Genomic DNA, 26,934 nt, shown 5'->3' with positions numbered 1-26,934 from the left:
CTTTTTCGTGTCAGGTTGTGCCGCACTTTTGTCCGCGCAGCGACTTTCAGGAGGACTCCCATGAATACCAAACGCGCCCTACTCTCAGTGAGCGATAAGACCGGAATTGCCGACTTTGCCCGCCAGCTCCATGATGCGGGTTGGGAACTGGTCAGTACCGGCGGCACCCTCGGGGTGCTGCAAGAAGCTGGCCTGCCCGTCCGCGCCGTCAGTGACCTGACTGGCTTTCCCGAAATGCTGGATGGCCGGGTCAAAACCCTGCATCCGGCCATTCATGGTGGCGTGCTTGCCCGGCGTGAGAGCGGTCATCTGGCCCAACTGGAGCAGCACGGCATTGGCACCATTGACCTGGTGTGCGTGAACCTCTATCCCTTCCGCGAGACGGTGGCGCGCGGTGCCCCCGACACGGAAGTGATTGAGAATATTGACATCGGCGGGCCAGCCATGATTCGCTCGGCAGCCAAGAACCATGAATCGGTTTTGATTCTGGTGGACCCAGCCGACTACGCGCTGGCAGTGCAGCCCAGCGTGAGCGCCGCTGACCGCCGCCGCCTGGCCGCCAAAGCCTACGCGCACACCAGCGCCTACGACGCCGCCATTACCGCCTACCTGAGCGCTGGGCAACCGCCGCAGCAAACCGGAGCGCCAGTCCAGGAAAGCCGCGCCCTGCCCGCCGAACTGGCTGAACAGCTGACGCTTGACCTGCAGCGTGCCCATGAGGTGCGCTACGGGGAAAACCCACACCAGCACGGAGCCATCTACCGCTGGGGCGACCAGCGGGGGCCCGTGCTGGACGCGCAGGTGGTAGCAGGCAAGCCGATGAGCTTCAACAACTATGCCGACGCAGACGCGGCCTGGGCGCTGTGCGCTGAACTGGCCGCCAGTCACGGAAATGGACAGGCCGGACAGGTAGCCTGCGTGGCTGTCAAGCACGCCAACCCCTGCGGTGTGGCTCTGGGCAGCAGCGTGACCGAGGCCTGGACCCAAGCCCGTGACGCCGACACCCTCAGCGTGTTCGGCGGTGTGGTGGCCGTCAGCGGCCCGGTGGACCTGGAAGCGGCGCGCAGCTTTCACGGCACCTTTTTGGAAGTGCTGATTGCCCCGGCGGTCAGCACCGAAGCGGTGGAATGGTTCGCCGCTAAGAAGCCCGACCTGCGCGTGCTGGTGGCGGCCAGTGCCCAGGCGGGCCAGTTGGACGTGCGCCCCCTGAGTGGCGGCTTTGCTGTTCAGGGGCGCGACCTGCGCCGCTGGGAGGATCTGTGCCCCGAAGTGGTCACGGCCAAGCCGCCGACAGAGGCGCAGTGGCAAGACCTGCGCTTCGCCTGGGAAGTCGCCAAATACGCCCGCTCCAACGCCATCGTGCTGGCCCGCGCCAGGGTCACAGTGGGCATCGGTGCCGGGGCGGTCAGCCGCATCTGGGCCGCTGAGCGTGCCGTGGCCAACGCAGGCGCAGCCGCGCAGGGCGCTGTGATGGCCTCCGAAGCCTTTTTTCCGTTTGATGATGTGGTGCGCCTGGCCGGGGAGCATGGCGTGGCAGCCATCATTCAGCCGGGCGGGGCCAAGCGCGACCCCGAAGTCATCGCCGCTGCGAACGAGCTGGGCCTTAGCATGGTGCTGACCGGTTCGCGGCACTTTCGCCACTAAGCAGCCGCTGAGAAACAGTGGAGCAGAAATGACAGATACCGTACTCCTCAAGGGAAAATCACTGGCGACCCAAGTGCTGGCCCACGTGAGCGACGCACTGGCCGGCTGGGCGCAGGAAGACTTCTCACCGCGCCTGGTCAGTGTGCTGGCGTCCGACGACCCCGCCTCGCAGGTCTACGCGCAGGCCAAGGCTCGCCGGGCAGGAAAACTGGGCGTGCGCTATGAAGTGCTGGACCTGGGCGCGGACGCAACGCAGCGCGAGCTGGACGAGACTTTGGCCCGGCTCTCCGCAAGCAGCGATGTCCACGGCATCATGCTGGAATTGCCCCTGGCCCCTCAGCTGGACGCGGTAGACAGCTTCTTGCACCTGAGTCGTCGCAAAGATATCGAAGGCCTCACGCCAGCCAACCTTTCGCGGCTGGCCGCCGGTCAGGAAAATTCGGTGCTGCTGCCGCCGACGCCCCGCAGCGTCCGCTATCTGCTGCGCCAAGCCTTTGACAACGACCTGAAAGGCAAGCGGGTCGCGGTCATCGGGCCGGGCCGCACGGTAGGCCGCCCGTTGGTCTGGATGCTGAACAACTTTGGGGTGACCGTGACCCTCGTCAATGAACATACCCGTGACCTGACCGAGCTGCTGCGCCCGCAAGATGCTGTGGTGGTGGCGGTAGGCCGCCGGGGGCTCCTGCGTGCCGAGCAGGTGCAGCCACACCATGTGGTCATTGACGCTGGCATCAACGTGACGGAAACTGGCGTGGTGGGCGACGCCACTCCCGAGGTCGCGCAGGTGGTGCGGGCCATCACCCCAGTGCCGGGTGGCGTCGGTCCCCTGACCAGCGCCCTGATGTATCAGAACATGGTGCGGGCGGTGCAGCTTCAGCGCGGCGAAACCCTTGAAGAGCATATGCTTGACCTTACCCGCGCCTAGACACGGGCCAAGCTGACAGCCAAAAGAAACCCCCGCCTACGTGCGGGGGATGCAATGTGGAATATGTCCGCTTAGCCTGTGCGCTGAATCCGTCCAGCATGCAGATCGGCGCGGTACTCATCCAGTTCGCGCTTGACCACGGGCATCAGCAAGTACAGACCGATGATGTTGGGGATAGACATCACGAAGATCATAGAATCCGAGAAGTCAATGATGGCATTCAGGTCCAGGCTGGCGCCGATGACGGTAGCGAGAAGAAAGAACACCTGAAAGGCCAAGATGGCTGCCTTGTTCTCGCCGGTCAAATAGCCCACAGCTTTGGTACCGTAGTAGGCCCAGGTAATGATGGTGCTGATGGCGAACAGAATCACCGCCAGGGTCACAAACCAAGAGAACTGAGGCACCACCGAGCTGAAGGCGGCACTGGTCATGGTTACGCCTGCCAGATCGGGATTCTTGTACACCCCGGTCACCACCAGGGTCAGGGCCGTCATGGTGCAGATCACCACCGTGTCAATAAAGGGTTCGAGCAAAGAGACGTAGCCTTCGGTCACGGGGCGGTCCGTCTTAACGGCAGAGTGAGCAATGGCCGCCGAGCCAATGCCCGCTTCGTTGGAAAATGTTGCGCGGCGAATGCCCTGAATCAGTACACCGACCACTCCGCCCGCGACCCCTTCAGGGCTAAAGGCACCACTGATGATCGCGCTGATAGCAGCTGGAATCTGACCAGCATTGAGCAGCAGCACCAGCAGACCACCGATGATATACAAACCCGCCATAAACGGCACCAGCTTATCGGTCACGTTGGCGATGCTCTTGATGCCGCCGATAATCACCGAACCCACGATACCGGCAATCACGATGCCCATCAGCCATTTGTAGGGAGCCAGCGGGCTGGCGTCACCGCCTGTAATGTTGATCAGCTGCAAGACAGTTTGGTTGCTCTGAAACATGTTGCCGCCGCCAAGGCTGCCAAAAATGGTCGCCACGGCAAAGATGGCGGCCAGCGCGGCTCCCAGGCCACCCATACCGCGCTCAGCCAAGCCGCGCGACAGGTAGAACATTGGACCACCCGAGACACTCCCATCGGGATTTTCACGGCGATATTTGACGCCCAGGGTACATTCCACAAATTTGGAGCTCATACCCAGCAGGCCCGCAACAATCATCCAGAACGTCGCACCAGGGCCACCCAAGCTGACAGCCACAGCTACGCCCGCGATATTGCCCAGGCCTACCGTCCCGCTGACCGCCGCCGTCAGTGCCTGAAAGTGGCTGACCTCACCGGGGCCGCTGGAGTGATTGTCATATTTGCCGCGCACGATATCAATGGCGTGGCGAAAGCCGCTCAGATTGATAAAACCCAAGTACAGCGTAAAGATAATGGCCGCCGTAATCAGCCACAGCACGATCAGGGGCAGGTCGGCACCTGCAACCGGTACCGAGTAGAACACGGTGCCAGCGACGGCATTGCTGATAGGAGCGAGGGCGGCATTGATCCGGTCGTCAAGTCCCATAGGCGCAGCCGGAGTCGCCGCAGCGGCATAGCCGGACAGCCCCGCGGCCAGGGTTAGGAACAAGTGATTGAGTCTCTTCATGCGTCTCTCCTTGCAGTTCGCTGGGGAACGTGCTGCTCAACATGGAATTGAGGGCTCCATGATGGATGAATAAAGATACGTTATGATGAGAATAAGGTGAGAATATAGCCGAAATGATTTCTATGCGAAGAGCTTCACCTGGGGGATTTTGACCGATTGTCAGAAACAGCCCCGAGTTTTTATCCGTTCATTTACCCCGACTGGATCGAACTGGGAAATATTCACAGCCTGAATAATCCAGTCTCAGCCCAGTCCTGAACCTCCCGAAGCGCTTAGGGATGCGTCCTGGACGAGCTATTGCCTCTGCTCTCCTCTGGTTGTAGGAAAGGCGGAGGCAAGAGAACATTCAGTGAACTTGATAGCGGTCTTCAGGCTTGTGGCGCGCAAGTGGGGCAAAGGCCATACAGGGTGACTTCGTGGCTGCGCACCAGGAAGCCCCCAGCAAAGACGGTCCCGCCGGGCAGGTCTACCGGGCAGACATGTAGTGTGAAGACCCGGCTACAGCGCTCACAAGAGAAATGGTGATGGTGCCCCTGACCGGTTTTCTCGTATAGTGACTCGCCATCTACAGCAACAGCATGAATCTGGCGCTGTTCAGTCAGCAGTTTGAGTGTCCGGTAGACCGTGGCAATCCCCAGGCGTGGCAGAATCTGCCGGGCACGCCCGTGAATCTCCGGGACTCCCAGCGGCCCCTCGGCCTGCTCAATGACCTGAGCAATTACTTCTCGCTGACGGGTGGCGCGGGCAGAAGACATGCTGCTCAGGCTAGCAGACACCAGCGCGCGCAAAAGTCGCTTTGGTAGTGTGTACGCCGCGCCGGGCAACACCAGCAACACGAGAAAGCGGCCCCGTAGGGCCACTTGTCAGAAACTCAGCGCCCAGGCATCATCACCTGGCTGCAGCTGGAATCAGGCGCTCAGGACTCGTCGCCACCACGGTTGCCCCAGCCACGGTCAGCGCGGGCGCGGGGGCGGAAGGCCGACGCCTCGCCCGTGTCACGGCTGCCACGGTCTTCACGGGGGCGGAAGCCACCTTCGCGGCCACCAAAGTCACGGCTGCCACGGTCTTCACGGGGACGGAAACCACCTTCACGACCACCAAAGTCACGGCTGCCACGGTCTTCACGGGGACGGAAACCACCTTCACGGCCACCAAAGTCACGGCTGCCACGGTCTTCACGGGGACGGAAACCACCTTCACGACCACCAAAGTCACGGCTGCCACGGTCTTCACGGGGACGGAAACCACCTTCGCGGCCACCGAAGTCACGGCTGCCACGGTCTTCACGGGGACGGAAGCCACCTTCGCGGCCACCGAAGTCACGGCTGCCACGGTCTTCACGGGGGCGGAAGCCACCTTCGCGGCCACCGAAGTCACGGCGGGGAGAGCCACCCTGCCGACCCGAGCCCACAGCGTCGCGCAAGTCACGCATTTCACGGCGCAGCCCCCGGATTTCCTTGGACTGCGCTTCCAGCATCTCGCGTAGGTCGCCCATGACGGCCAACAGGTCGTCTACGTCTACATATTCAACATCTTCGTCCTCATCGCTGGCATTCATGTGGTCATCCACTGCCAGGTCACCGCTGTCCAGCTCCAGCTCATCTAGATCGCTGTCGCCTTCTTGGGCGTCCAGCACTGGGTCTTCATCAATCTCGCCTTGGAGTTCGGGCAATACGTTGCGCACTTCCTGGGGCATATCGCCCTGTTGGCCGCTGTAGGGCTGCTGGGCCGTGTTGTGCTCCACGGACTGGGGCTCAGCCTGGAGGTCACCGGCAGGCTGGCGTTGGTCTTGATCGGTCATCATGAGTCCTTTCCTGCGCGGTCTGCCCCGGCCACTTCACCAGTAGGCGCTCAGGGTGCGCAGTGGGCTGTAGTGTAACACCCCCGGCCAGGGGCTTACTGCGGGGTAAACATCAATACAGAGCCCTTTCGAAAGCATGTCCCGACACGGTCGCTCGTTTAACCAGAAGTAACTTTTCCCTCAGCCTTCCAAAATGGAAATCTTCCCACGGGGCGCTTAGCGAAGGCTCTCAGCGGCGGAACACCTGACGCAGAATCAAATAAAATGGCCAGTACAGCACTGCGGCGAGGGCCACCCCCATCAGCAGCGCGGCCCAGATCGCCTGCTCGTAGACCAGCCAGGCGGCCAAAACCGCGAAGGTGCCTAGACTGATAACGAACATGATGGCGAAGCGCCGGGCGATGTCCTCAGGTTGCCAGGAGTTGAAATCCATAACGTTCATTATGAACCTATGCCCTGAGGCAAAGGCCCTCTGGGTCAATGTCTGCGGCAAAGTATGACCTGTGCGGTCTGGCCGGAGAGACTCTCTGCCCCACACCGCCTTTCGAGCTGTTTTCGGCCAGGCCAGAAGCATTTACAGAGCTATTGACGCCCTGAAAAACCCGTGTTACTATTTTCCGGTGCCTGCATGGCACCCCCTTGAAAGGCAGCAAAAGTTACTTTGACTTCGCTGTGCGTGTGGCCCCATCGTCTAACGGTTAGGACACCACCCTTTCAAGGTGGCGATACGGGTTCGAATCCCGTTGGGGTCACCAGATTGCCTCCGCTTCGGCGGGGGTTTTTTTGTTTGCGGTTGCTGCCTTTGGGTCATCTCCCAGCATGCAAGTGGTCCTTAATCTAAGTACGCTGTGGGAAAGCATTCATAAGCACCAAACCTGGCTTACCTACACTTGCAGGTAATGAAAGCCATTATTCCAGCAGCTGGCCTGGGCACACGCATGCGCCCCCTGACCTTTACCCGCCCTAAGCCTGTCCTCCGGGTGGCCGGCGAGCCCATCATCGGTCACGCCATCAACACCCTGCGCGCCGCCGGGATTCAGAGCGTCGGGGTGGTCGTGTCGGATATCACCCGCGATGAAATCTCACACGTGACCGAGCAGATCACCGATATGGAAATCGTTCTGATCAACCAGCATCAGCAGCTAGGCCTGGGTCACGCCGTACTGACCGCCCGTGAATGGGTGGGAGACGATGATTTTTGCGTCTATCTGGGTGACAACCTCTTTGAACAGGGCGTCGCTCCTTACGTTGAGCGCTTCAGAGAAACGCGCCCCGAGGCCCTGATTGCCCTGGTTGAAGTGGCTGATCCCAGCGCTTTCGGTGTGGCTGAGATGGACGGCGAGCGCATTGTCCGGCTGGTAGAAAAACCCAAGATCCCGCCCAGCAACCTCGCTGTGGCAGGCTTTTACTGCTTTACGCCGCGCCTGTTTGAGCAACTGGAGCACCTGCAACCTTCGGCACGCGGGGAGTACGAAATTACCGACGCCATTCAGGCCCTTATCGAAACCAACCAGCCGGTGCTGGGACAGAAGGTGCAGGGTTGGTGGAAGGATACGGGCCGCCCCGAAGACCTGCTGGATGCCAACCGGCTCCTATTGGAAGACCTGGAAACCGCGATTGAGGGCGAAGTGGAACAGAGCCGCATTACCGGGCGGGTCAGGATTCCGGCCAGCAGCCGCGTGGTCCGCAGCAAGATCGTAGGCCCCGTGCTGTTGGGTGAAAACGTGGTGATTGAGGATGCTTACATTGGCCCTTTTACCAGCGTGGGCCACGGCACCGAGATTCGCAGCGCAGAGGTCGAGCATTCAGTGATTGACGCGGAGGCGCGAATCATGAACCTGCCCACCCGATTGCAGGACTGCTTGATCGGCCTGCGGGCTCAGGTCCGTGGTGGCCGCACGGTGCCGCGCACCCACAAGCTGACCATCTCCGATGCCAGCCTGGTGGAACTGGCCTGAGCCTGAATGCCGCGTGTAGGTCAGCTCAGCCGCCAGGCCAGCGCCGACCTATCATGGGCAACATGACTGATATGACTCTTCTTCCCGAGCTTCACCTGGGCCAGTTGCTGCGCACTGGACAGGATGCCCACGCTGAAGGCCAGGTGACCGAACTCCAGTATCAGCAGGGCGGCGATCAGGTGCTGACCTTTGCCGCGCCTGCGGCTTACCGGGTGGACATCAACAGCGTGGGCGGGGACGACTTTTATTTGCAGGGCTATTTTCGCCCTACCCTGAATACCGAGTGTGCCCGCTGCCTGCGGCCCGTAGAGCTACCACTGGACCTGAAACTGGGCATGCTGATGCGCTACGACCCCGCCGTGGACACCCCATACATCGAGGAAGCCGAAAGCGGTGAAGAGCTGCTGATGTTCGGTGATCCAAAGCTGGACCTGAGCGGGTTCTTGGCCGAAATGGCGTTGGTCAGCGTGCCTTTGGTGGTGCTTCATTCCCCTGACTGCAAGGGCCTGTGCCAGATTTGCGGACAGGATTTGAATGAGGGCACCTGTGAACACGCGGCTGCCGTACCCACCGAAGCGGAGGAAGTGGCCGCGCAGAAGCGGGACGACACCAATAATCCTTTTGCAGCGCTGCGGGGCCTGGACTTGCCTGATGGGGACAGCCCCCAGAAGCAGGACTGAGCCGCTGTGAGCGACACTGAACTTACCCATTTCCGTGATGGTCACCCACGCATGGTGGATGTGTCCGAGAAGGCAGTGACCGTGCGCGAAGCCAAGGCGGAGGGCTGGGTCCGGCTGCCGCCCGAGGCCAGGGCCGCCCTGGAAGCGGGACGTACCCCCAAGGGCGATCCGCTGGTGGTCGCACAATTGGCCGGACTGCAGGCAGCCAAGCGGACTGCTGACCTGGTACTGCTGTGCCACCCACTGCCGATCAGTGGCAGCCGGGTGGAGCTGAGCGTGGAGCCACAGGGGGTCCACATCACAGCGACGGTCAAGACTGCCGGCCAGACCGGCGTGGAAATGGAAGCCCTGACCGCTGTCACTGTGGCGGCCCTGAACCTGTACGACATGCTCAAAGCGGTCAGCAAGGCGGTGGAAATTGACGGCATCCGGCTGCTGAGCAAGTCAGGAGGCAAAAGCGGGGAGTACCACGCCGAATAAATGACTCGCGCCATAACCAGGAACGAGTGGCAATAAAAAGTGGGGAGGGTACGCCATCAAGCGGCACCCTCCCCCATTAGGGACCAGCAGAACCACCTGCTGGAAAAAAGTAAAAAAAGCACTGCCAGTGAGCAACGGCACCCGAACGATAACCCTTATGGCTGCTGCCTTCCGACTCTGACCAGGTTCAGATCTCGCTCGCCGCGTTGCGCTGGCAATGCGAGAAGAAGAGTAGCACATGGCCGCGTCAGCTGACAAATGCATGATGCCTGCTCTAGGCAGCGGGCACACCACACCCGAAAAAAGCCCACCGAGGACAGTGGGCTGCAAAAAAACCTGGTGCTGAGGATGGGACTTGAACCCACACGGTGTGAACCACACGCCCCTCAAGCGTGCGCGTCTACCAATTCCGCCACCCCAGCAGGGGCCTCAAAATGATAGGGGGCGCTTCTGGAGAAGTCAAGGCAAGCCGCCTTGTAGGTACAAGTGACGACATGCTACCCTGGCGTTTGCCGCTGGCGCGGTGGGGGCCTTCCCTGGCTGCTCCACGCGGGACTTCATAAGACAAAGAGGACTTAACATGGACAAGAAACAAGTGATTACCGACAACCAGCGCAGCAGCAACGACACCGGCAGCACCGAAGTGCAAGTGGCCCTGCTGACCGCCCGAATCAACAACCTCAGCAACCACTTGCAGGCCAACAAGAAGGACAAGCACAGCCAGCGCGGTCTGCAGCTGCTGAACGGCCAGCGCCGCCGCCTGCTCAAGTACATGGAGCGCACGGACTACGACGGCTACATTGCCCTGACTGACAAGCTCGGCATCCGCCGCGGTCAGCGCATCGTTAAGTAAGCGCATAGCAGTTCAAATTCAAGGCCAGCCTCCGGGCTGGCTTTTGGTTTGTCACTGGTGGCCAAGACACTCTTCCCTACTGGCCACTACGGCACATGCAGCACCCCTTGACAGAACCGGGCGCGACCTGTACATTAAGCAAGCCTGATTCACGGAAGCGCTAAGGCGCTGAAGGAATATCCGATAGATGCCGAGGTGGCGGAATTGGTAGACGCGCTAGTTTCAGGGACTAGTGCCGCAAGGCGTGTGGGTTCAAGTCCCATCCTCGGCACCAGAGAAAAGCCCCGCTTCCACTAAGGAGCGGGGCTTTTTCGTGTTGCCAGCAACCCGCCCGACGGGGCGTTTCGCTACCTTGAGCGGCGTTCCAGCACGTCGCTGTAGAGGTCGGCCAGAGCCTGTGCCCGCTGAGGCAGATCATAGGCGCGGGCAGTCTCCCAGGCACCCCGCCGCAGGGCCGGCAGAGCCTGAGGGTCCAGGGTGTGCAGCAGACCCTGGGCCAGGGCCTCGGCGTTTGGCTCAGTTACGTGGCCGTTGACGCCCTCGCGGATCAGGTCCAGGGCTGCGGGGCTGCGGGCCGCCACCAGCGGAGCGCGGGCCGCCAGCGCCTCAATCATGCTCATGGGCAACACCTCGGATGTGCTGGCCGTGATGAAGGCGTCAGCAGCAGATAGGGCCTGCGGCACCTGTGCGTAGGGCACACCGCCGGTCAGGACCACACCGGGCGGCAGGCGGCGGCTCAGGTCAGCGTGGCTGGGACCGTCGCCGACCACGGCCAGTTGCAGATCTGGACGGCTTTGGCGGGCCAGGGCAAATGCGGCCAGCAACACATCCAGATTTTTCTCTGGGGCCAAACGGCCCAGATACATCGCCAGTGGAGCGTGCAGATGTAGACCGTACCGGGCGCGGAATGGTGCGCCATCGAGTGGCTCGCCACGGGGAGACGTAAAAGCGCTCAGGTCCACGGGGTTGGGAAACAGCTGCACCTCACCGCCGTAACCGTAGCGGCGCAGCATCTCCTGCATGGCCTGTCCGGGAGCCAGCACCGCGTCTACCTGCGCGGCAAACTCCACCACATGCCTGCGCATGGCCGGGGCAGCCAGACGGGGCGGCACCGGCGAGTAGTGCAGGTACTGATCGTATTGGGTGTGGGCGGTATAGACCACTGGTGCCCGCACCGCACGGCTTAGACGGCGCGACCAGTCCAGCGCCAACCGTCCAGCCAGAAAAGGATGCATGGTATGAAATACGTCAAGGTCGTCCAGCGGGAGCCGTCGGGTCAGCGAGCGGGGATGTAGCAATACCGGGTAATCGGCTGGAGCACCCAGCATCCGGGCGGCGCGAAAGGACGTGGGCAGACGGTACACCTCACCTTCTTCTACCCAGTCGGGGCGGCGGTACTGGGCCGGATGCCGGGGCGCGAAGACCCGCACCTCATGACCCAGCGCACGCAGGCCCCGCACAAACAGGGCGGTAGAAGTCGCCACGCCATTTCTGGAAGGCGGATAAGTGGCGGTGACAATGCCGATACGCACCTGCCCAGTCTAGCCGCTGTGTACCGGGCCCACCCTGCCCCCCATCAGCAGCAAGAGACAAGAGCCATCAGGCCCAGGTCTCTGCGGACCTAACGCAACTGCGCCCGCGCAAGCCGCAAAAAGTGGGCGGCGGCGCGGTCAGCCGGGTCCAACTGCGTGGCTTTCTCGTAGCTGGCCGCTGCTTCGGCGTAGCGGCCAGCCTCATACTGCACGCGGCCCAACCAGGCCCAGGCCTTCGCGTAGCGTGGACTGAGAGAAGCCGCCTGCCGGAAGGCTGCCTCTGCACCGCTGCGGTCACCCGCCGAATAAAGGGCGTACCCCCGGCGGAATTCGCGCACTGCGCCCAGGCCATACTGCTCCGCTTCAGCCGTCAAGCTGAGGTTGTAGCGGTCAGCGTCGGTGGCTCCAGGGAAAGAGGCCAGCGCGGTATAAGCGGCGCGGGCCACGCTCAGCTGGCCTTGCTCCAGCGCCAGTCGGCCTGCTTCCCGGTGCGCCTCGGCAAAGCTGGGGGCCAGCTGCGCCGCTCGCTCAAAGCCCTGAAGCGCTTCTGCGTGCCGTCCGGCTTCCAGATCGGCGTAGGCCTGACTGAAGGCGCGGGTGGCTTCGGGGCCATACTGCCCGGCCTGCGCGGCCACTTGGCTAAAGTAAGCCGCGCTGCGGTCCCCCGGTCTGAGCTGCGCAGCGCGGGCATACAGCGTCTGCGCCGCCGCGAAGTCGCCCTGTTCCAGCGCCACTCGGCCCGCCCAGAGGGTGCAGGCGGCGTCCTGCGGAGCCAGGCGCAGGCACTCGCTCAGCAGATTCGCTGCCTGCGGCAGGTCGCTGCGGCGGTAAGCCGCGTAGGCCAGTTGGTAGTACACCTGCCCAGCGGCAGCCTGGGCCTGGGGCGCAGCGTCACTGCCCACCACCGCGAAATAAGCCTGCCAGCTGCTCAGGGCGCGTGCCCAGAAGCCGGTTTCGGTATAGATGTCCGCACGCAGGGCCAGATACTCGGCGTTCGCTGGCTCCAACTGCACCGCTATTTCGGCGGCCTGCGCGGCCTGTTTCCAAAGCGGCTGGTCAATAGAAGCGCGGCCCGGCGAGCGCTCGCGGGCCTGGGCACTCAGAGTGCGGGCCTGCCCGGCGGCCTGGGCAGCGGGGGTGCCCACCCCCTGAGCAGCGGCGGGAGCCGGGGAAGGAGCCGGCTGAACAGGCGCACTTTGGGCCTGGGCAGCGGGAAGCACAAGAGTGGTGCTCAGCAGCGCGGCAAGCACCAGGCCAGAGCGCGAAGAACGGTGGGACATAAACAACCTCCTGGGAGAAAGGCACAGAGCCAAGGATGAGCGAGGGAACTTGTTTCTTATTGCAGGCCCACGCCTCATGAGTCGGATGGGAAATACTTGACCCAGCACTCAGATTGTTTGGGCACTCAGATTGTTTGGGCACTCAGATTGTTTGGGCACTCAGATTGTTCGGGTGCTCAAATCGAGCGGGCGCTTAGACCGGATGGCCCTCTTCCAGGTCCAGCGCCATCTCGGCGGCGTCAAGGCATTCCTCTTCACTGAGCCACACAAAGGCGAGCGGTCCGAACTCGCGGGTCCATAGGTCTGCCTTTTCGTGTGCGCCCTGGCGGTCAAGCGTGTTGGGCACGCAGGCTGTCAGCCGCCAGCCCTTGCCGCTGCGTTCCAGCGCGTCAATACGGCTGTGGCCCCCATAAGAGCGGTCCAGGCCGTCAGCCACCCGCAAGATGGCGGCCATCTGCGAGACGAGCGCCCGGTCCTCACGGCTGAGGGCAGCCCAATCTTCATGCGCGTCCTTGGGCAGGCTGCGGCGGTGATAGCGGGCTATCTGGGCCACCAGTTCCACCTCACGGGCGCCGAAGCCCCGCAGACCACCGTGGCGAATCAGGTAGGCCGAGTGCTTGTGATGGCTGCTCTGGGCAATCAGCTGGCCCACCTCGTGCAAGGTGGCCGCGGCCCGCAGCAAGCCCCGGCCCTCTTCCGGGAGAGCGCGGCCTTCCCGTGCAAGCTGATCATTCAGCCGGTTGTACAGCTCTTTGCTCAGTGCTGTTACCTGCCGGGCGTGCGGCAAATCGGTGCGGAAGCGCTCGGCCAGAGCCAGCGCACTGCGGTGCCGGGCGCTCAGGCCCGCCACGTAGTCCTCGTGGCGCTGCAATTCCTCGACCACCATGCCTTCGCGCAGCGCGCCCTCGCTGATGGTGACCTGGCGGGCACCCAGCACACTCAGCGCGGTGTGCAGCACTGCCGCCGCCGCCACAATGATGCGGGCACGCTTGGCAAACGCTGGAATGCGCGCCCGCTCCTCTTCGGTCATCCGGCGCAGATCACCCAGCAGCTCGCCCAGCTCATCCAGCGTCATGCGTAGGCCATTGACGCTGCTCGGCACCTGCCCGGACCGCGCCGCTGCCGCCAGGGCCAGGTCTTCAGCGGTGCCGCTGGACAAGAACACCTGGGTCTCTGGCCCGGCCCCAAAGCGATCCCGGTACGGCTCCAGTGCCCCCTGCAAATAGGCGACCAGCGCCCGGTATTCGGACTTGCTGGTCGGATCGCGGTGCAAGAAGCGGTCCTGCATTCGGATACCACCTAGCGGCAGGCTGACCACGTCCTGCACTTCCTCAGCGCTGCCCCGGATCAGTTCCAGGCTGCCGCCGCCCAGGTCGAGCAGCAGGTTATCGGCCCCAAACTCTACCGAGTGGGCTGCCCCCAGATAAGTCAGCCGACCCTCGCGCTCTCCACTGATGATGACCGGATAGACGCCCGTTTCCTGCCGCATCCGCTCGGCGATATCGGGGCCGTTGGGGGCTTCACGCAGCGCCGAGGTGGCATATACACGCACATTCGGCACTTCCAGAGCGTCGGCCAGTTCACGGAAGCGCAGCAGGGCGCTGCGGAGCCGCTCCTCGCCTTCGGGGGTCATGCTCCCGCTTTCGTCCAGGCATTCGCCCAGCCGGGTGCGTACCTTCAGGGCGTCCAGCACGCGGTAATGCCCGCCCTGGGCTTCGGCAATCATCAGATGGGTGGAGTTGGTTCCAACGTCGGCCACGGCAACGCGCATAAGGCTCAGGCTATCCCAAACCACCTGGGCTGCCGCTGCGCTCCAGCCTCTATGCTGAGCGGCATGCAACACATCTCCAACTGGACGGACCTGTACGGCGCGGTCCACGCCAGCTTTGAAGGCCGCAGCGGTGGGCACCGCTGGCTGGTGGCCCTGCCCGCAGAAGCCGCCGAACACGCCCTGGACACGGCTCTGGCAGCGCTGGGCCAGCTGGACGGCAAGGGCCGGGCCGACCTGGTGGTGTTCAGTGACCCTGCCGCTGTCAGCGCCGCTGCCCATGAACTGAACGTGCGCGGCGTCTTGGTGCTGGAAAGCGCAGCCGACACCCAGTGGGCTGGCTTGCCGCTGCGGGTCAGTGCAGCCGCCGACACCCAGGCCGCGCTGGAACGCTGGTTGGATGAAGTACCGCACGGGCGCTAGGGCCCTGCACCAGCGGCCACCGAACTAGAGATGGTCCCGCCGCTCGCTGTTGCCCGGGACTGGGCGCGGCATACTGCGGCCCGTGTCTGCCTCTGCCGCCATCCGCCACCTGTACGTGCATGTGCCGTTTTGCCCCAGCATCTGTCCCTACTGCGACTTTCATGTGCTGACCCGCCAGAGCGGGCTGGTGGAACAGTATCTGGCCCAGATAGAACGCGAGGCCGAGCGACTGGCCGCCACGTACCGGATAGATCTGGACACGGTGTACCTCGGCGGCGGCACGCCCAGTTTCCTGCGAGACACCGAAATGGCCGCGCTGGTGGGCAGCATTCAGCGGCATCTGGGCTGGGGCCGAAGCGAGAACACCCTGGAAATCAACCCCGGCACGGTCAGCGCGGAGCGGGCAGCGCACTGGCAGGCGCTGGGCTTTGACCGGGCCAGCGTGGGGGTGCAGAGCCTGCACGACCCTACCTTGCTGTTTCTGGGCCGGCGGCACTCGGCGGCGCAGGCCCGCTCGGCTGTGGAACAGCTACTGGCCCAGGGCTTCCGGGTAAGCGGCGACCTGATTACGGCGGTGGCTGGGCAGCCGCTGGAAGCCGACATCCACGGGCTGCACGAGCTGGGCGTGGGACACATCAGCGCCTACACGCTGACCATTGAGCCCGGCACCGAATTTGCCCGCCGGGGCGTGACCGTGAGCGAGGGCGACGAGCAGCGCGGCTTTGAGGTCACGGCGGCCCTACTGGCTGACCTGGGCTACGAGCGCTACGAAATCAGCAACTACGCCCGCTCCGGTCAGCGCTCGCAGCACAACCTGGCCTACTGGCAGACCCGGCATTACCTGGGACTGGGGCCGGGCGCAGCGGGGCACTACCCAGCGGCTGCGCCCGCCGTATCCATGCGGCGCACCAACCCCCATCTGCACGAGTGGCTGAGGGGCGACACCGGCGAGCCTGAGCTGGTCACGCCCCATGACTGGGTGACCGACGCCCTGTTCATGGGCCTGCGGCTGCGGGCGGGGGTGGACCTGGCCGACCTGTCGCAGCGCAGTGGGGTGGACGTGGCCCGTGACTACGCTCCGGCCATCCGCGCCAATCTGGAGCGCGGGCTGCTGGTGCAAAGTGGCGAACGGCTCCAGGCCACCGACGCAGGCTGGTGGATTCTGAACAGTGTAGTCAGCGATTTTCTGGCGCTGGACCTGGCGCGGGCCTGAGCTGACCCTGGCCTGGCCCGCAGTTGGGAGGCAGGCTGGGCGTTACACTCGCTTCTGTGACATTCACGCCGCCCTCGGCCCGCCCTGCTGCTCCCGCTCAAACCTCGGCCCGCCCCGTTGTACCCACCCTGCCTGCCGCAGAGCTGTTCACGCTGCCCGGTGGGCTGACATTGGCCGCGCAGCCACGGGCCGGGGCTGCATTTGCTGTGAGCCTGCGCCTGCCGTGGGGCAGCGCCCACGACCCACTGGGCCTGGAGGGCACCGCCGGAGTGCTGGAAGAGTGGCTGTTCAAAGGAGCTGGAGGCCGAGGTGCCCGCAGCCTCGCCAACGCCTTCGATGCCTTGGGCCTACGGCGCGGGGGCGGCGTGGGGGCCGAAGCCACCCGCCTGAGCCTCAGCGGGCTGAATGCCGACCTGCCCGCCGCCCTGCACCTGCTGGCCGATGTGGTCTGCCGCCCCGAGCTGCCGGAAGCCGAAGTACCAGTCCTGACCGACCTGGCCCGGCAGGACCTCGAAGGATTGCAGGACACCCCCGAAGAGCGTCTGGCCCTGCATACCCGCACTGAAGTGTTCGGCGGGCCGCGCTCCGCAGCAGTGGGCCACGCCGCACTGGCCGGCTACGGCCACCCGGTCAGCGGCACCCACGCTGGACTGAGCGCCATCAACGCGGCAACCCTCCGGGCCGCCCACGCCCGCTGGGGGGCTCAGGGCAGCCTCTTGGCGGTGGTGGCCGATCTGAGTGCAGGCGAAATCTTGGAGCAGGTGGAGGCCGCCTTTGGCGACTGGCAGCCTGGCGCAGTACCCAAAGCAACCGAACCGCATTTTCATGCAGGCGTGCGCTCGCACCTGTACCACCCCGGCAGCGAGCAGACCCATCTCAGCCTCAGCTGGCCGTCAGTGGGGGCCGACCACCCCGATTACCTGCCCAGCCAGCTGGCCCTGACAGCCTTTTCGGGAGGCAGCGCCAGCCGCCTATTTCATGCGGTGCGCGAAGAACGCGGCCTGGCCTACGCAGCTCAGGCTTCGTCCCTGCTGCTGGGGTCACAGGGGTTCTGGCAGTTGGGGGCCGCCAGCACCCCGGCCCGTGCCCAAGAGACGCTGGACGTGCTGCTGGCCGAAACAGAGCGCCTGCGCGCCGGCCTGAGCGCCCACGAATTCGAGCGGGCGCAGCGTGGCCTGCTGACCGGGCTGGCCTTTTCCGAGGAGGGCCTGCGGGCGCGGGCAAGCGCGATGCTGCGCGACCTGGTGCTGCTGGGTCGCCTGCGCGAACCCGGCGAACTGCACGCCCAGCTGCGGGCCATCACGCATGAGGAGGTCAACGCCTATCTGGCGGCGCTGCCTGACCCCTTGCCGGACGCCGCACTGGTCACGCTGGGCCGCGCCCCGCTGCACCTCAGCACACGGGAGCTGAGCGCGTGAGCGGCGCAGCTGGGGGGCGTCAGCTCCGGCTAGGGCACTTGCCAGGAGGACTGCGCCTGCTGACCGAGAGCGACCCACAGGCAGCCACCGTTGCGGCTGGGTTTTTCATCGCCAGTGGAGCCCGCCACGACCAGACGGGCGGACAGGGCGCGGCGCACTTTCTGGAACATCTGCTGTTCAAAGGCTCCGAAGCCCTCAGCGCCGCCGAGCTGAATGAACGGCTTGATTGGCTGGGTGGTGTGCACAATGCCTTTACCTCGCAGGAGCAGACGGTGTACCACATTGCCGGACTGCCTGAAGACCTGCCGCAGCTGCTGGATACCCTGCGCGAACTGCTGCGCCCGGCGCTGCGCGAACCCGACATCGAAGCCGAGCGCGGCGTAATTCTGGAAGAGATCGCCATGTACGCCTCTCAGCCCGGGGTGCGGGTGCTGGAAGCCATGCAGGCCGAGTTCTGGGGCACGCATCCGCTAGGGCAGAGCATTTTGGGGACTCCGGCCAGTGTGGGGGCGCTGGACAGAGCGGCGCTGGACACTCAGTTGCAGCGGGCCTACGCACCACACAACGTGCTGCTGGTGGTCACCGGCGCACTCGATGAGGCCGAGGTCTGGTCGTGGGCCGAGCGTGAGCTGGGGCAGCAGTGGCCCTGGCCCGCCTCTACCGCCTCTGGCGGACCAGCTGCCGAATCTGCGCCCTCTCCCAGCGGGCAGATTCGGCAGCTGGTCTGGCCAGGCCTGGAACGGGCGCAGGGGGCCTTTGCCTGGCCGGGGCTGTCCGCACACCACCCGCTGCGGCCCGCTGCCGCCGTGCTGGCCGAGCTCGCGGGTGGCGAGAACAGCCGCCTATACTGGACCCTGCTGGATAGCGGCCTGGCTGACAGCGCCGATTTGGGCCACCTGGACTTTCAGGACTGCGGCAGCTTCGAGGGCGGCTTTTCGTGCGACCCGGACCGGGCCGATGAAGTGACCCGGCTCTTTTTGCAGACCGTCGCTGACCTGCACCGCACGCCGCCTACGCCTGCCGAGGTCGCCAGCGCCGCCCGCCGCCTGGCCGCTGAAACGGGCCTGCGGGCAGACACACCCGCCGAACGCCTGTTCGTGCTGGGCCTGGAAAACCTGCCGCAGGGCAGTGAGCGCATCGTCACGCCCGAAGACCTCACCGCCGAGTTCGCAGCGGTGACACCAGCACAGGTGCAGGCTGTACTTAGCCTCTGCTCATTTCAGCGTCCTACTGGTGCTTTGCTTCTGCCTGGCTCCTGAGTGACTCCCACTGACAGCCCCTCCAAGCCGCTCAAAGCGGCCTGTCAGAGAGTTGTCAAGGTCTTGTCCTAAGGGTGAGATTGATGTAAGTTTAATGCGCATAAACAACCGAAGGAGTTTCATTCCTATACAGCTTCTGCCGGAGGGCAGCCGCCGGCTTCCGCATGGCTTGGATTGCCTGCGGACTTCTTCGTTTGTTCCCTGGCCTGCGGGCCGCCTCTTGCTCATTTGCCCCTGCAAGGAGTCACCATGAAACGAATCCCCCCCGCACTTCTTGGCTTCAGCTTGCTGCTGGCGTCCTGTGGTCAGCCCGGTCATCCCCAACCACCACAGCAGCCACCCAGCAGCGGCGCACCCGACCGGTCCACCGACACGACCCGCACTGCGCCCGTGACCATCGCGCCCGGCCAGAGCTATGGCGGCGTGATCGCTGGGCAGCCCCGTGACTTTGACTACTACAGCTTCGATGCTGCCGCTGGCGACCAGCTGCGCATTGATGTCAAGGCACCTGCGGGCAGCACGTTGGACCCCGTGGTGCGTCTGTACCTGAATGAAGGCTGGATCTTGCTAGAGAAGGACGACGACGGCGCATATAACCCCAGCGACAATTCACTGGACGCCCAGATTCTGTTCAACGCCGACAAGGCAGGCCGCTACGTGATCGAAGTCACCAGCTTCAAACTGGTCAATGATCCTACGGCCACCGACAACAACGCCAAGAACCTCTACACCGTCGCGCTGAACAAGCGCTGAACGTCTCAAGGAGCGATATGAACCGAATCAAAGCTGTTGCCCTGCTGTCCGGTGCCCTGTTCCTGGGTGCCTGCGGACAGCCTCAGACTGCCCCCGCCCCTGCCCAGCCTTCCGGTGGTCACACTGCCGCCGAGCTGGGCCTGTCTCCCAGCACCAGCCCCTCAGGCCGCTGGTTTGTCGAGCTGGAAGGCGAGCCAGGCACCCTGAGCGCCCAGAGTCTGCGTGCCCAGCAGCAGAGCGTGCTGCTCCAAGCCCAGAGTGCTGGTATCCAGTTTCAGGAAGTCGCCAGCTTCCAGACCCTCTTCAACGGCTTCTCGGTGGACATCGCCGACGCCGAAGTGGGGCACTTCACCCGCCTGCCCGGCGTCAAGGCCATCTACCCGGTGGACGTGATCGAACAGCCCCAGCTGCAAGAAGGCAGCAGCACTCCAGAGATGTTCAGCGCCATCGGCATGACCGGTGCCGACATCGCCCAGAACGAACTGGGCCTGACCGGCAAGGGCATTAAGGTCGGCGTGATTGACTCCGGAATGGACAACGAACACCCTGCCTTCGCCGGGCGCGTGGTGTCGCAGTACGACTTCGTGGGCGACGATTTCGACGCTTCGACCACCAATGGCAACCCCATTCCCCAGCCTGACCCCATCGCCGACGACTGCGGCGGGCACGGCTCGCACGTGGCGGGCATCGTGGGCGGCAATGACCCGGCCACCAACTTTAAAGGTGTGGCCCCCGAAGTGTCGTTCGGCTCCTACCGCGTGTTTGGCTGCAACGGCTCGACCACCGCCGACATCATGCTGCAGGCAATGGAACGCGCCGCACAGGACGGCATGGACGTGGTGAACATGAGCATCGGTTCCTCCTTCCAGTGGGCCGAGTACCCCACCGCCAAGGCCGCTGACCGCCTGGTCAAGCGCGGCGTGGTCGTGACCATCTCGGCAGGCAACAGCGGGGCCAACGGTCAGTTCGCCACTGGCGCTCCCTCGCTGGCCGAGAAGGCCATCTCGGTGGCCGCGGTGGACAATGCCGAAATCAGCCTCAAGAGCTTCAATCTGACTGTGGACGGCACAGCGCGTAGCGTCGGTTACATGCTCGCCTCGGGAAGCGCCGAGCCAGAAGTCGGCAAAGTCCTGCCGGTGGTGGTTGCCGATCCCGTGAACGCCTGTAGCGTAAATGGCGGCAGCCCCTTTGCTGAGAACCAGTTCAGCGGCAAGGCCGTGCTGATTCAGCGTGGCACCTGCACCTTTGCCGAAAAGGCCAAGAATGTGGCCGCCGCCGGAGCCAGCGCCATTTTGATGTTCAACAACGCTCCGGGCTATATCTCACCCGGTCTGGGCGAACCCGCCATCAAGATTCCTTTTGCCTCGTTCCTCCAGTCCGAAGGCGAAGCCATCCGCGCAGACGTGCAGGCCGGCAAAACCGTCACGGTGAGCTTCAACGCGGGCGAACAGCGCTTCAAGAACCCCACGGGCGGCTCCATCACCAGCTTTTCCTCATACGGCATGGGCCCCGACCTGGACCTCAAGCCCGAGCTGTCCGCACCCGGCGGCAACATCTACTCGGCTGTGCCCCTCCAGTCCAACGGTGGCGGCAGTGACCCCAGCGGCTACGGCATCAAGAGCGGGACCTCAATGGCCGCGCCCCACGTGGCTGGTGCCGCCGCGCTGCTGCTCCAGGCTCACCCCGACTGGACTCCCGAAGACGTCAAGACCCGCATGATGAATACGGCCAGCACCCGCTGGTTCTTCAGCAACGGTCAGCCGCTGCCCGGCACGCCCATCTACACCCAACTTCAGGGCGCAGGGATGCTGGACATTCCCGCAGCCCACGCCAGCACCGTCTTTGCCGCGCCCGCCAAGCTGTCGCTGGGCGAAAGCGACGGCATGCCCAGCCGCAGCAAGGTCGTGGTGCTGACCAACCGGGGCGACCAGCCGCAGACCTTCACCGTGCAGCACTACCCGGCGCTCAGCGTGGCGGGCACCACCTATGCCCCCAAGCCCAGCACGGGCCGCGCCACCATGACCGTGAACGGCCAGAGCGCAGACCTGGACAGTGCCGGGCAGGGTGGCGTACAGGTCACGGTGCCTGCGGGCGGACAGGTGGAGCTGAACGTGACCATCACGGCCCCCACCGCCCTGGACGCCAAGTCCGACTACGCCCAGTACGGCGGCTACCTGGTCGCCAAGGGCACAGCCGAAACGGTCTCGGTGCCTTACGGCGGCTTCCAGGGCGACTACCAGAAGCTCGAAGCGATGGGCCCGGTGTACTTTGTGCAGGGCAGCCAGACCACCAAGCGCGACTTCCCGGCACTGTACGACCCAGCCCTTGACCTGGTGTACTTCGAGAACGAACAGCCAGGCAAGCTGCCCGACTACACCTTCCTCACCTTTGACCGGGTGGTGGGCCAGCGCGGCCTGAAGGTGCTGGACGCCCCAACCCTGTGGGTCCACCTTGACCACCAGGTGCAGACCGTCATCATGGAAGCGGTAGACGCGCAGGGCACGGCACATCCAGTCCAGACCTTCCCTTACGTGGGCCGCAACAGCACCAATGTCTACCAGGTGGGAACCGACGCACGTCCTTGGAACGACTACGTCTGGGACGGCACCTACGCGGATGGGGCCAAGGCTCCGGCGGGGCAGTACCAGCTGCGCCTGCGTGTGCTCAAGGCCCTGGGCAACCCAGACAACGCCGCGCACTGGGAGGTATACACCTCGCCCGCGTTCAACGTCGTGCGCGGGGCTGCCTCGCCCGACTGAGCCCTGGGGCTGGACCAGGACGGGCCCGGCAGAATCTGGTCTATAGTCTCCTCCCCCACCTCAGCAGGCTGGGGGAGTTCTTTTGGAGGACGCTGGCCGCAACTCCGGCAGGTAGAATCGGGCAGACATGCTGTGGAACAACCCTGCCCTGATGCTGCGCCTGCTGGCCCTGCTGATTCTGAGCGAAGCGGCGCACTTCGGGTTTTTCGTAGCAGCACTGCCCCTGCGTGCCGACACTCTGGGCCTGAACGCCGCCCTGATCGGCACCCTGACCGGCGGACATTACCTGGCCGACGCCCTGAGCAAAGGCCCGATGGGTTACCTGGCTGGCCGCTGGGGAGCGGGCAAGTTGCTCGTGCTGGCTTCGCTGACTGGCCTCCTGGCGCTGGGGGCCGCCGCCGTGGGTGGCCTTCCCTACCTGGGACTGTTCGGTCTGGCCGCGCTGTGGGGCGTCCTCTACGGTTCACTGTGGCCAGTCGTGATGGGCTACTCGCAGCTGCTGGCCGCACCGGGGCGCACCTCGCGGGCACTCGCGCTGACTTCTTTGGCGGTGGCCCCTGGGCTGGCGCTGGGTGTGGGTGTGCTGGGCCCGATGATGCAACGCCAGCCACAGCAGGGGCTGGAATTGCTGCTGGGAATTCAGGGGCTGGCCCTGCTGCTGGCGCTTAGCGTGCTGCGGCTCAAGCCCGCGCCGCAGACCGGGAACCGGGCCGCCTCACTGGGCGAACTGCGTGAGCAGTGGGGCGGCGTGGCCCTGCTGCTGCCCGCCGCGCTGGCACAGACACTGGCCCCGGGCCTGCTGGTGACCTTGATTTTCCCCCTGCTGACCCAGCTCGGCCTGGGAATGATGGACTTGGCCTGGCCCGCTCTGGGTCTGCTGGTGGGCCTGGGGCTGACACTGTGGCTGGCAGGCCGACTGGCTGACCGCACGTCGCCGCGCCGGGCCCTGCTGCCCGGACTGCTGGCGCTGGCCGTCAGCTACGGCCTGCTGGCACTGCCCGATCCTGAAACCCGGCTGGCACTGGCCTTGCCGCTGCTGGGCGTGGGCTACGGTGCCTTTCTGACCGGCTGGAATGGCCTGGTTGGCCTGGTCTTGCCTCAGGGCCAGCGCATGACCGGCTGGGGTGCCATCATGACCGTAGAGGCCCTGGGCTACGCGGCTGGCCCGGTGCTGGGCGGCCTGATGTGGACCCACTACGGCCACAGCGGCGTTTTTGCTACGGGCGCGGCGGTATTTGTGCTCACACTGCTGTATTACTTGTGGACTGCCGGGCAGACACAGGCCGTCCATAGCTCTGCGGCGCAGCCCGACTCGGTCTAGAGCCTTTGACAAAAAGAGGCATGACTTCGCTGCGGATGGGGCAAGTACAGCGCGCCCCACAAGGCATAGCAAACAGCCTTACCCTGAGGCAGATCAGTCGGCTGTACTCAGACCGTACGCCCGCGCACGCACCTCGTTCCAGTGTTCAGGGCCACCCAGGCGGAACGGCTCCCGCTGCACATCGGTGGTGATCTCGGGGCCAGTCTCTGCCAGATACAGGTTGATTTCGCTGCGAATCCCAAAGCCGCGCTCGCGTGGGTACACGCCCGGTTCAATCGTGACGGCCAGCCCTGGGGTCAGCTGCCGGGTGTCCTGGGTTTCATAATCGTCCAGGTTGGCCCCCGCACCATGCAGTCCCGAACCAGGCGTATCGCTCCCCAGATCATGCCCCAGCCGGTGCAAAAAGTGCGGCACCCAGCGCTCACCCATCGCCTCGCGGGAGCGGCGGTCAGCTTGCCAGCCTTGGACCTGTGGCCACTGGTCAGACAGCAGCTCCACAGCGGCATCCCGCGCCCCACGTACCGCCTGCCAAGCGTCCAGATACTCGGCTGTGGGCTCTCCGGCGTAGCCGACCCAGGTCACGTCGCTGTAGGGCCGCCCCGCCTCGGCGCACCACAGGTCTATCAAGACGCACTGGCCGGGTTGCAGGGCTGCATTCACGTCGCCTCCCGGTTGGTAGTGGGGGTCCGCTGCCCCCGCTCCAAACGACACATTTACAGCGTGGCCCCAGTGCATCCCAGCGGCTTCAATCCGCGCATGAATCACTGCCTGCGCGTCCAACTCGGTGACCGGTTCTCCAGCTTGAAGCCGCTCGTGCAGCAGCTTGAAAGCCGCGTCTTTGGCCTCCATCAGGACGGCAGCGGCCCGGCGGTGCGCCGCCAAGTCCTCTTCCGACCAGCGCAGGAAGGTCTGGAGCAGGTCCGCACTGCTGCGCACCTCGGCCCCAGCAGCCTGCACACGCTCCAGCGTTCCGGCGTCCACCCGGCTGACATAGGGCACTGCGCCGAGTGGGCTGTATTCCATGGCGACCACGCGCCCGCCCACCACGTCGGCCAGCAGCGTGTCGAGCTCGGTGTGCGACCCGAACGCGCGGTAGTCCGCGTCCCAACCAGCCGTTATTCGCCGCCAGGTGCCTCCTTCAATGTGGTTGTGTAGCACCGTGGCCCGGCCCTCACGCGGCACCCACACGAAAAACCGCCGGGTCAGGTGCGCCTCTGCGGGCAAGCCCAGCACCCGCTGCGCCTGCGGATTCAGGCCCTGAAAGTCGTACAGCAGCCAGCCATCCAGGCCCTGCCCAGCCGCCGAGTGCAGCGCCTCACGGATGCGGGCGGTGGGGCCAGGCTGGTCAGTCGGTTGTGGAAGGGTCATGCCCCAAGTCTAGAGGCTGTCCAGAAGGTTGTGGGGTTGGGCCCGCTCCTACAGGCAAACACCGAATCTACGCGCCGCCTGGGCTCCCTATCAGCAGCTGTTGCCTATCTTCTGGGCAGCCAGCACTAGAGTGCCGAGCCCACCCAGGCCAATTGCGGAGCCGCTGGGCACAGGGTCTAGCCCAGAGCCCCTAGCCCAGCAACTTTGGTGGAGAGGTAACGGACGCAGCGCCGCGCAATCCCTTCCTGCTGACGAATCCTGCCCGGAGGCAACCGCTAAACTGGGCCTCATGGCAAACATGGATTTTGATGTGATCGTGATCGGTGCTGGTCCCGGCGGCTATCACGCGGCTATTCGCGCTGGTCAGCTGGGTCTGAAGACCGCCATCGTGGAGCGGGAAAAAGTCGGAGGCGTCTGCTTGAACGTGGGCTGTATTCCCACCAAGGCGATGCTTCACGCCGCTGAAGTGATGATGGAGAGCAAGCACGCCAGCGAATTCGGCCTCAACTTTGCCGATACCACGCTGGACATCGCCAAGCTAAATGGGTGGAAAGACGGCATCGTCAATCGGCTGACTGGCGGGGTAAGTGGCCTGCTCAAGGCCAACAAGGTGACCGTGCTCAGCGGCCAGGCCAGTTTCGTAGATGAGCACACCGTAGAGGTCGGCGGTCAGAAGCACACGGCCAGTCACTTCATCATTGCCACCGGCTCAGAGCCAGCTCGCCTACCCGGCGTAGACGTGGACCAGGAAGTGATTGTGGACTCTACCGGCGCACTGGTCATGCCTGACCCGGTACCGGCCCGGATGCTGTGTATCGGCGGCGGCGTCATCGGCTTCGAGTTCGCGCAGGTGTACAACAATCTCGGCAGCGAAGTGAAGATTATCGAATTTATGCCCGGCGTGATTCCTGGGGCTGACGCTGAGGCTGTCGCCGAGTTCACCAAGATCATGAAGAAACAGGGCATTACCATCGAAACCCAGACCAAAGCCAACCGGGCCGAGCGCAAAGCCGACGGCGTGCATGTAGAAATTGAGGATGTGAAGAGCGGCGAGAAACGCACTGAAGTCTTTGACCGCGTGTTGGTGGCCATTGGCCGCCGCCCCCGCACTGACGGTCTGAACGCAGACAAGGCTGGCGTCACTGTGACTGACCGGGGCTTCATCCCTGCCGACAAGCAGCAGCGCACCAATGTGCCGCACATCTTCTCTATTGGCGACGTGGCCGGTAACCCTATGCTGGCCCACAAGGCGATGAAAGAAGGCTTGGTTGCCGCCGAGGTCATCGCCGGCAAACCCGCCGAACAGGACGCCGTGGCGATCCCTGGCGTGGTCTACACCAACCCCGAACTGGCCTGGGTAGGCCTGACCGAAGCTGAGGCCCTGGAAAAGGGCTACAAGATCAAGAAGGGCGTCTTCCCCATGGCCGCTTCAGGCCGTGCCATGACGCTGCAGCAAACCGGCGGCTTCATCAAGATGGTGGTTGAAGAAGATACCGACCTGGTGCTCGGTGTGCACATCGTGGGTCCCCGCGCTTCCGACCTGTTGGGCGAAGCGGGCCTGGCGCTAGAAATGGCCGCCACTGCCAGCGATATTGCGCTGACCATCCACGCTCACCCTACTTTGGGCGAGGGCATTCTGGAGGCTGCCGAAGCCGTTCACAAGCAGGCCATTCACATTGTGAACCGCTAAGCGTAAATGGCGAGGGTACGCAGGGGGGCAGACAAGTTGTCCGCCCCCCCTCTTCAAATTGACCACACGCTAGAGACAATAAAAAACCGGCCTCCCGAAGGAAGCCGGCCTATTGATACAGAGGGAACTCTGACGTTGATGTGACGCTATAGAAAGGAGGTGATCCAGGCGCACCTTCCGGTACACCTACCTTGTTACGACTTCACCCCAG

The 26,934-nt window shown here is 64.2% G+C and carries 22 protein-coding genes, 3 tRNA genes, 1 rRNA gene and 1 other RNA gene; 16 read left to right on the top strand and 11 right to left on the bottom strand.

Translation table 11 applies throughout. The features are described 5' to 3' along the window. The first annotated feature begins 60 nt into the window (after nt 1–60). Both purH and IE158_RS06490 read left to right on the top strand, forming a co-directional pair. Entirely contained in the window at nt 61–1,644 is a 1,584-nt protein-coding gene (gene purH, locus IE158_RS06495; protein WP_189642849.1) for a bifunctional phosphoribosylaminoimidazolecarboxamide formyltransferase/IMP cyclohydrolase, read from the top strand. 28 nt (nt 1,645–1,672) lie between these two features. Then, complete coding sequence (locus tag IE158_RS06490) at nt 1,673–2,569, top strand: bifunctional 5,10-methylenetetrahydrofolate dehydrogenase/5,10-methenyltetrahydrofolate cyclohydrolase (RefSeq protein ID WP_189642848.1); 897 nt, start codon at nt 1,673–1,675, stop codon at nt 2,567–2,569. A 71-nt stretch (nt 2,570–2,640) separates the two neighbouring features. On the opposite strand, the gene IE158_RS06485 is transcribed toward IE158_RS06490, so the two are convergent. The 4 genes from IE158_RS06485 to IE158_RS06470 all read right to left on the bottom strand — a co-directional run bounded on the left by IE158_RS06485 (nt 2,641) and on the right by IE158_RS06470 (nt 6,401). After that, a complete protein-coding gene (locus IE158_RS06485) occupies nt 2,641–4,167 on the bottom strand; it encodes an alanine/glycine:cation symporter family protein (protein ID WP_189642847.1) in 1,527 nt (508 codons plus the stop codon). Between the two features lie 368 nt (nt 4,168–4,535). Beyond that, nucleotides 4,536–4,922 (bottom strand): Fur family transcriptional regulator, encoded by a 387-nt coding sequence (locus IE158_RS06480; RefSeq protein ID WP_189642846.1) that lies wholly within the window; start codon nt 4,920–4,922, stop codon nt 4,536–4,538. Nucleotides 4,923–5,083: 161 nt separating this feature from the next. Continuing rightward, the gene (locus IE158_RS06475) at nt 5,084–5,968 is read right to left on the bottom strand and encodes a hypothetical protein (protein ID WP_229838952.1); all 885 of its coding nucleotides are present in this window, start codon (nt 5,966–5,968) and stop codon (nt 5,084–5,086) included. Between the two features lie 229 nt (nt 5,969–6,197). After that, the gene (locus IE158_RS06470; RefSeq protein WP_189642845.1) at nt 6,198–6,401 is read right to left on the bottom strand and encodes a hypothetical protein; all 204 of its coding nucleotides are present in this window, start codon (nt 6,399–6,401) and stop codon (nt 6,198–6,200) included. Nucleotides 6,402–6,648: 247 nt separating this feature from the next. On the opposite strand from IE158_RS06470, the gene IE158_RS06465 reads away from it, so the two are divergent. The 4 genes from IE158_RS06465 (at nt 6,649) to moaC (ending at nt 9,086) form a co-directional block, all read left to right on the top strand. Further along, nucleotides 6,649–6,723 (top strand) — tRNA-Glu (locus IE158_RS06465). A 144-nt stretch (nt 6,724–6,867) separates the two neighbouring features. After that, complete coding sequence (locus tag IE158_RS06460) at nt 6,868–7,926, top strand: glucose-1-phosphate thymidylyltransferase (protein ID WP_189642844.1); 1,059 nt, start codon at nt 6,868–6,870, stop codon at nt 7,924–7,926. Between the two features lie 62 nt (nt 7,927–7,988). Further along, nucleotides 7,989–8,606 carry a YceD family protein gene (locus tag IE158_RS06455; protein ID WP_373295829.1) on the top strand — a complete coding sequence of 206 codons (618 nt, stop codon included), beginning with the start codon at nt 7,989–7,991 and terminating at the stop codon, nt 8,604–8,606. A 6-nt stretch (nt 8,607–8,612) separates the two neighbouring features. Next, nucleotides 8,613–9,086, top strand: coding sequence for a cyclic pyranopterin monophosphate synthase MoaC (gene moaC / locus IE158_RS06450; protein ID WP_189642843.1), 474 nt, complete (start codon nt 8,613–8,615; stop codon nt 9,084–9,086). 118 nt (nt 9,087–9,204) lie between these two features. Here moaC and ffs read toward each other — a convergent pair. Both ffs and IE158_RS06440 read right to left on the bottom strand, forming a co-directional pair. Continuing rightward, nucleotides 9,205–9,304, bottom strand: an RNA gene (gene ffs, locus IE158_RS06445) — signal recognition particle sRNA small type. A gap of 119 nt (nt 9,305–9,423) precedes the next feature. Continuing rightward, nucleotides 9,424–9,508: transfer RNA gene (locus IE158_RS06440), tRNA-Leu, on the bottom strand. A 158-nt stretch (nt 9,509–9,666) separates the two neighbouring features. Between IE158_RS06440 and rpsO the strand changes: the two genes are divergently transcribed. Then, on the top strand, nt 9,667–9,939 hold the full coding sequence (gene rpsO, locus IE158_RS06435; RefSeq protein ID WP_189642842.1) for a 30S ribosomal protein S15: 273 nt from the start codon (nt 9,667–9,669) through the stop codon (nt 9,937–9,939). 189 nt (nt 9,940–10,128) lie between these two features. Beyond that, nucleotides 10,129–10,213, top strand: a tRNA-Leu gene (locus IE158_RS06430). A 73-nt stretch (nt 10,214–10,286) separates the two neighbouring features. On the opposite strand, the gene IE158_RS06425 is transcribed toward IE158_RS06430, so the two are convergent. The 3 genes from IE158_RS06425 to IE158_RS06415 all read right to left on the bottom strand — a co-directional run bounded on the left by IE158_RS06425 (nt 10,287) and on the right by IE158_RS06415 (nt 14,522). Continuing rightward, on the bottom strand, nt 10,287–11,471 hold the full coding sequence (locus IE158_RS06425; protein ID WP_189642841.1) for a glycosyltransferase: 1,185 nt from the start codon (nt 11,469–11,471) through the stop codon (nt 10,287–10,289). 89 nt (nt 11,472–11,560) lie between these two features. Beyond that, a complete protein-coding gene (locus tag IE158_RS06420) occupies nt 11,561–12,751 on the bottom strand; it encodes a tetratricopeptide repeat protein (RefSeq protein ID WP_189642840.1) in 1,191 nt (396 codons plus the stop codon). A 193-nt stretch (nt 12,752–12,944) separates the two neighbouring features. Next, the gene (locus tag IE158_RS06415) at nt 12,945–14,522 is read right to left on the bottom strand and encodes a Ppx/GppA phosphatase family protein (protein WP_189642839.1); all 1,578 of its coding nucleotides are present in this window, start codon (nt 14,520–14,522) and stop codon (nt 12,945–12,947) included. A 63-nt stretch (nt 14,523–14,585) separates the two neighbouring features. Between IE158_RS06415 and IE158_RS06410 the strand changes: the two genes are divergently transcribed. From IE158_RS06410 to IE158_RS06380, 7 genes are all read left to right on the top strand, one after another. Further along, nucleotides 14,586–14,942 carry a hypothetical protein gene (locus tag IE158_RS06410; protein ID WP_189642838.1) on the top strand — a complete coding sequence of 119 codons (357 nt, stop codon included), beginning with the start codon at nt 14,586–14,588 and terminating at the stop codon, nt 14,940–14,942. Between the two features lie 82 nt (nt 14,943–15,024). Continuing rightward, nucleotides 15,025–16,155: a radical SAM family heme chaperone HemW gene (gene hemW / locus IE158_RS06405; RefSeq protein ID WP_229838951.1), complete on the top strand. Its 1,131-nt coding sequence runs from the start codon at nt 15,025–15,027 to the stop codon at nt 16,153–16,155. Between the two features lie 56 nt (nt 16,156–16,211). Next, nucleotides 16,212–17,573 (top strand): M16 family metallopeptidase, encoded by a 1,362-nt coding sequence (locus IE158_RS06400; protein WP_189642837.1) that lies wholly within the window; start codon nt 16,212–16,214, stop codon nt 17,571–17,573. Further along, a complete protein-coding gene (locus IE158_RS06395; RefSeq protein WP_189642836.1) occupies nt 17,570–18,832 on the top strand; it encodes a M16 family metallopeptidase in 1,263 nt (420 codons plus the stop codon). The genes IE158_RS06400 and IE158_RS06395 overlap by 4 nt, the downstream gene beginning before the upstream one ends. A gap of 249 nt (nt 18,833–19,081) precedes the next feature. After that, nucleotides 19,082–19,585, top strand: a complete 504-nt coding sequence (locus IE158_RS06390) for a PPC domain-containing protein (RefSeq protein WP_189642835.1) — start codon at nt 19,082–19,084, stop codon at nt 19,583–19,585. Between the two features lie 17 nt (nt 19,586–19,602). Continuing rightward, on the top strand, nt 19,603–22,344 hold the full coding sequence (locus IE158_RS13730) for a S8 family serine peptidase (RefSeq protein WP_189642834.1): 2,742 nt from the start codon (nt 19,603–19,605) through the stop codon (nt 22,342–22,344). A gap of 127 nt (nt 22,345–22,471) precedes the next feature. Further along, complete coding sequence (locus IE158_RS06380; RefSeq protein ID WP_189642833.1) at nt 22,472–23,665, top strand: MFS transporter; 1,194 nt, start codon at nt 22,472–22,474, stop codon at nt 23,663–23,665. A 93-nt stretch (nt 23,666–23,758) separates the two neighbouring features. Here the strand turns inward: IE158_RS06380 and IE158_RS06375 are convergent, their stop codons facing one another. Further along, nucleotides 23,759–25,033, bottom strand: coding sequence for a M24 family metallopeptidase (locus IE158_RS06375; protein WP_189642832.1), 1,275 nt, complete (start codon nt 25,031–25,033; stop codon nt 23,759–23,761). A 298-nt stretch (nt 25,034–25,331) separates the two neighbouring features. Here IE158_RS06375 and lpdA point away from each other — a divergent pair, with 298 nt between their 5' ends. After that, nucleotides 25,332–26,723: a dihydrolipoyl dehydrogenase gene (lpdA, locus tag IE158_RS06370; RefSeq protein ID WP_189642880.1), complete on the top strand. Its 1,392-nt coding sequence runs from the start codon at nt 25,332–25,334 to the stop codon at nt 26,721–26,723. 152 nt (nt 26,724–26,875) lie between these two features. Here lpdA and IE158_RS06365 read toward each other — a convergent pair. After that, a 16S ribosomal RNA gene (locus tag IE158_RS06365) occupies nt 26,876–26,934 on the bottom strand; the annotation flags it as partial.

Source organism: Deinococcus piscis (genome assembly GCF_014653275.1).
GTDB lineage: Bacteria > Deinococcota > Deinococci > Deinococcales > Deinococcaceae > Deinococcus > Deinococcus piscis.
This window is presented reverse-complemented; position numbering and strand designations above follow the sequence as displayed.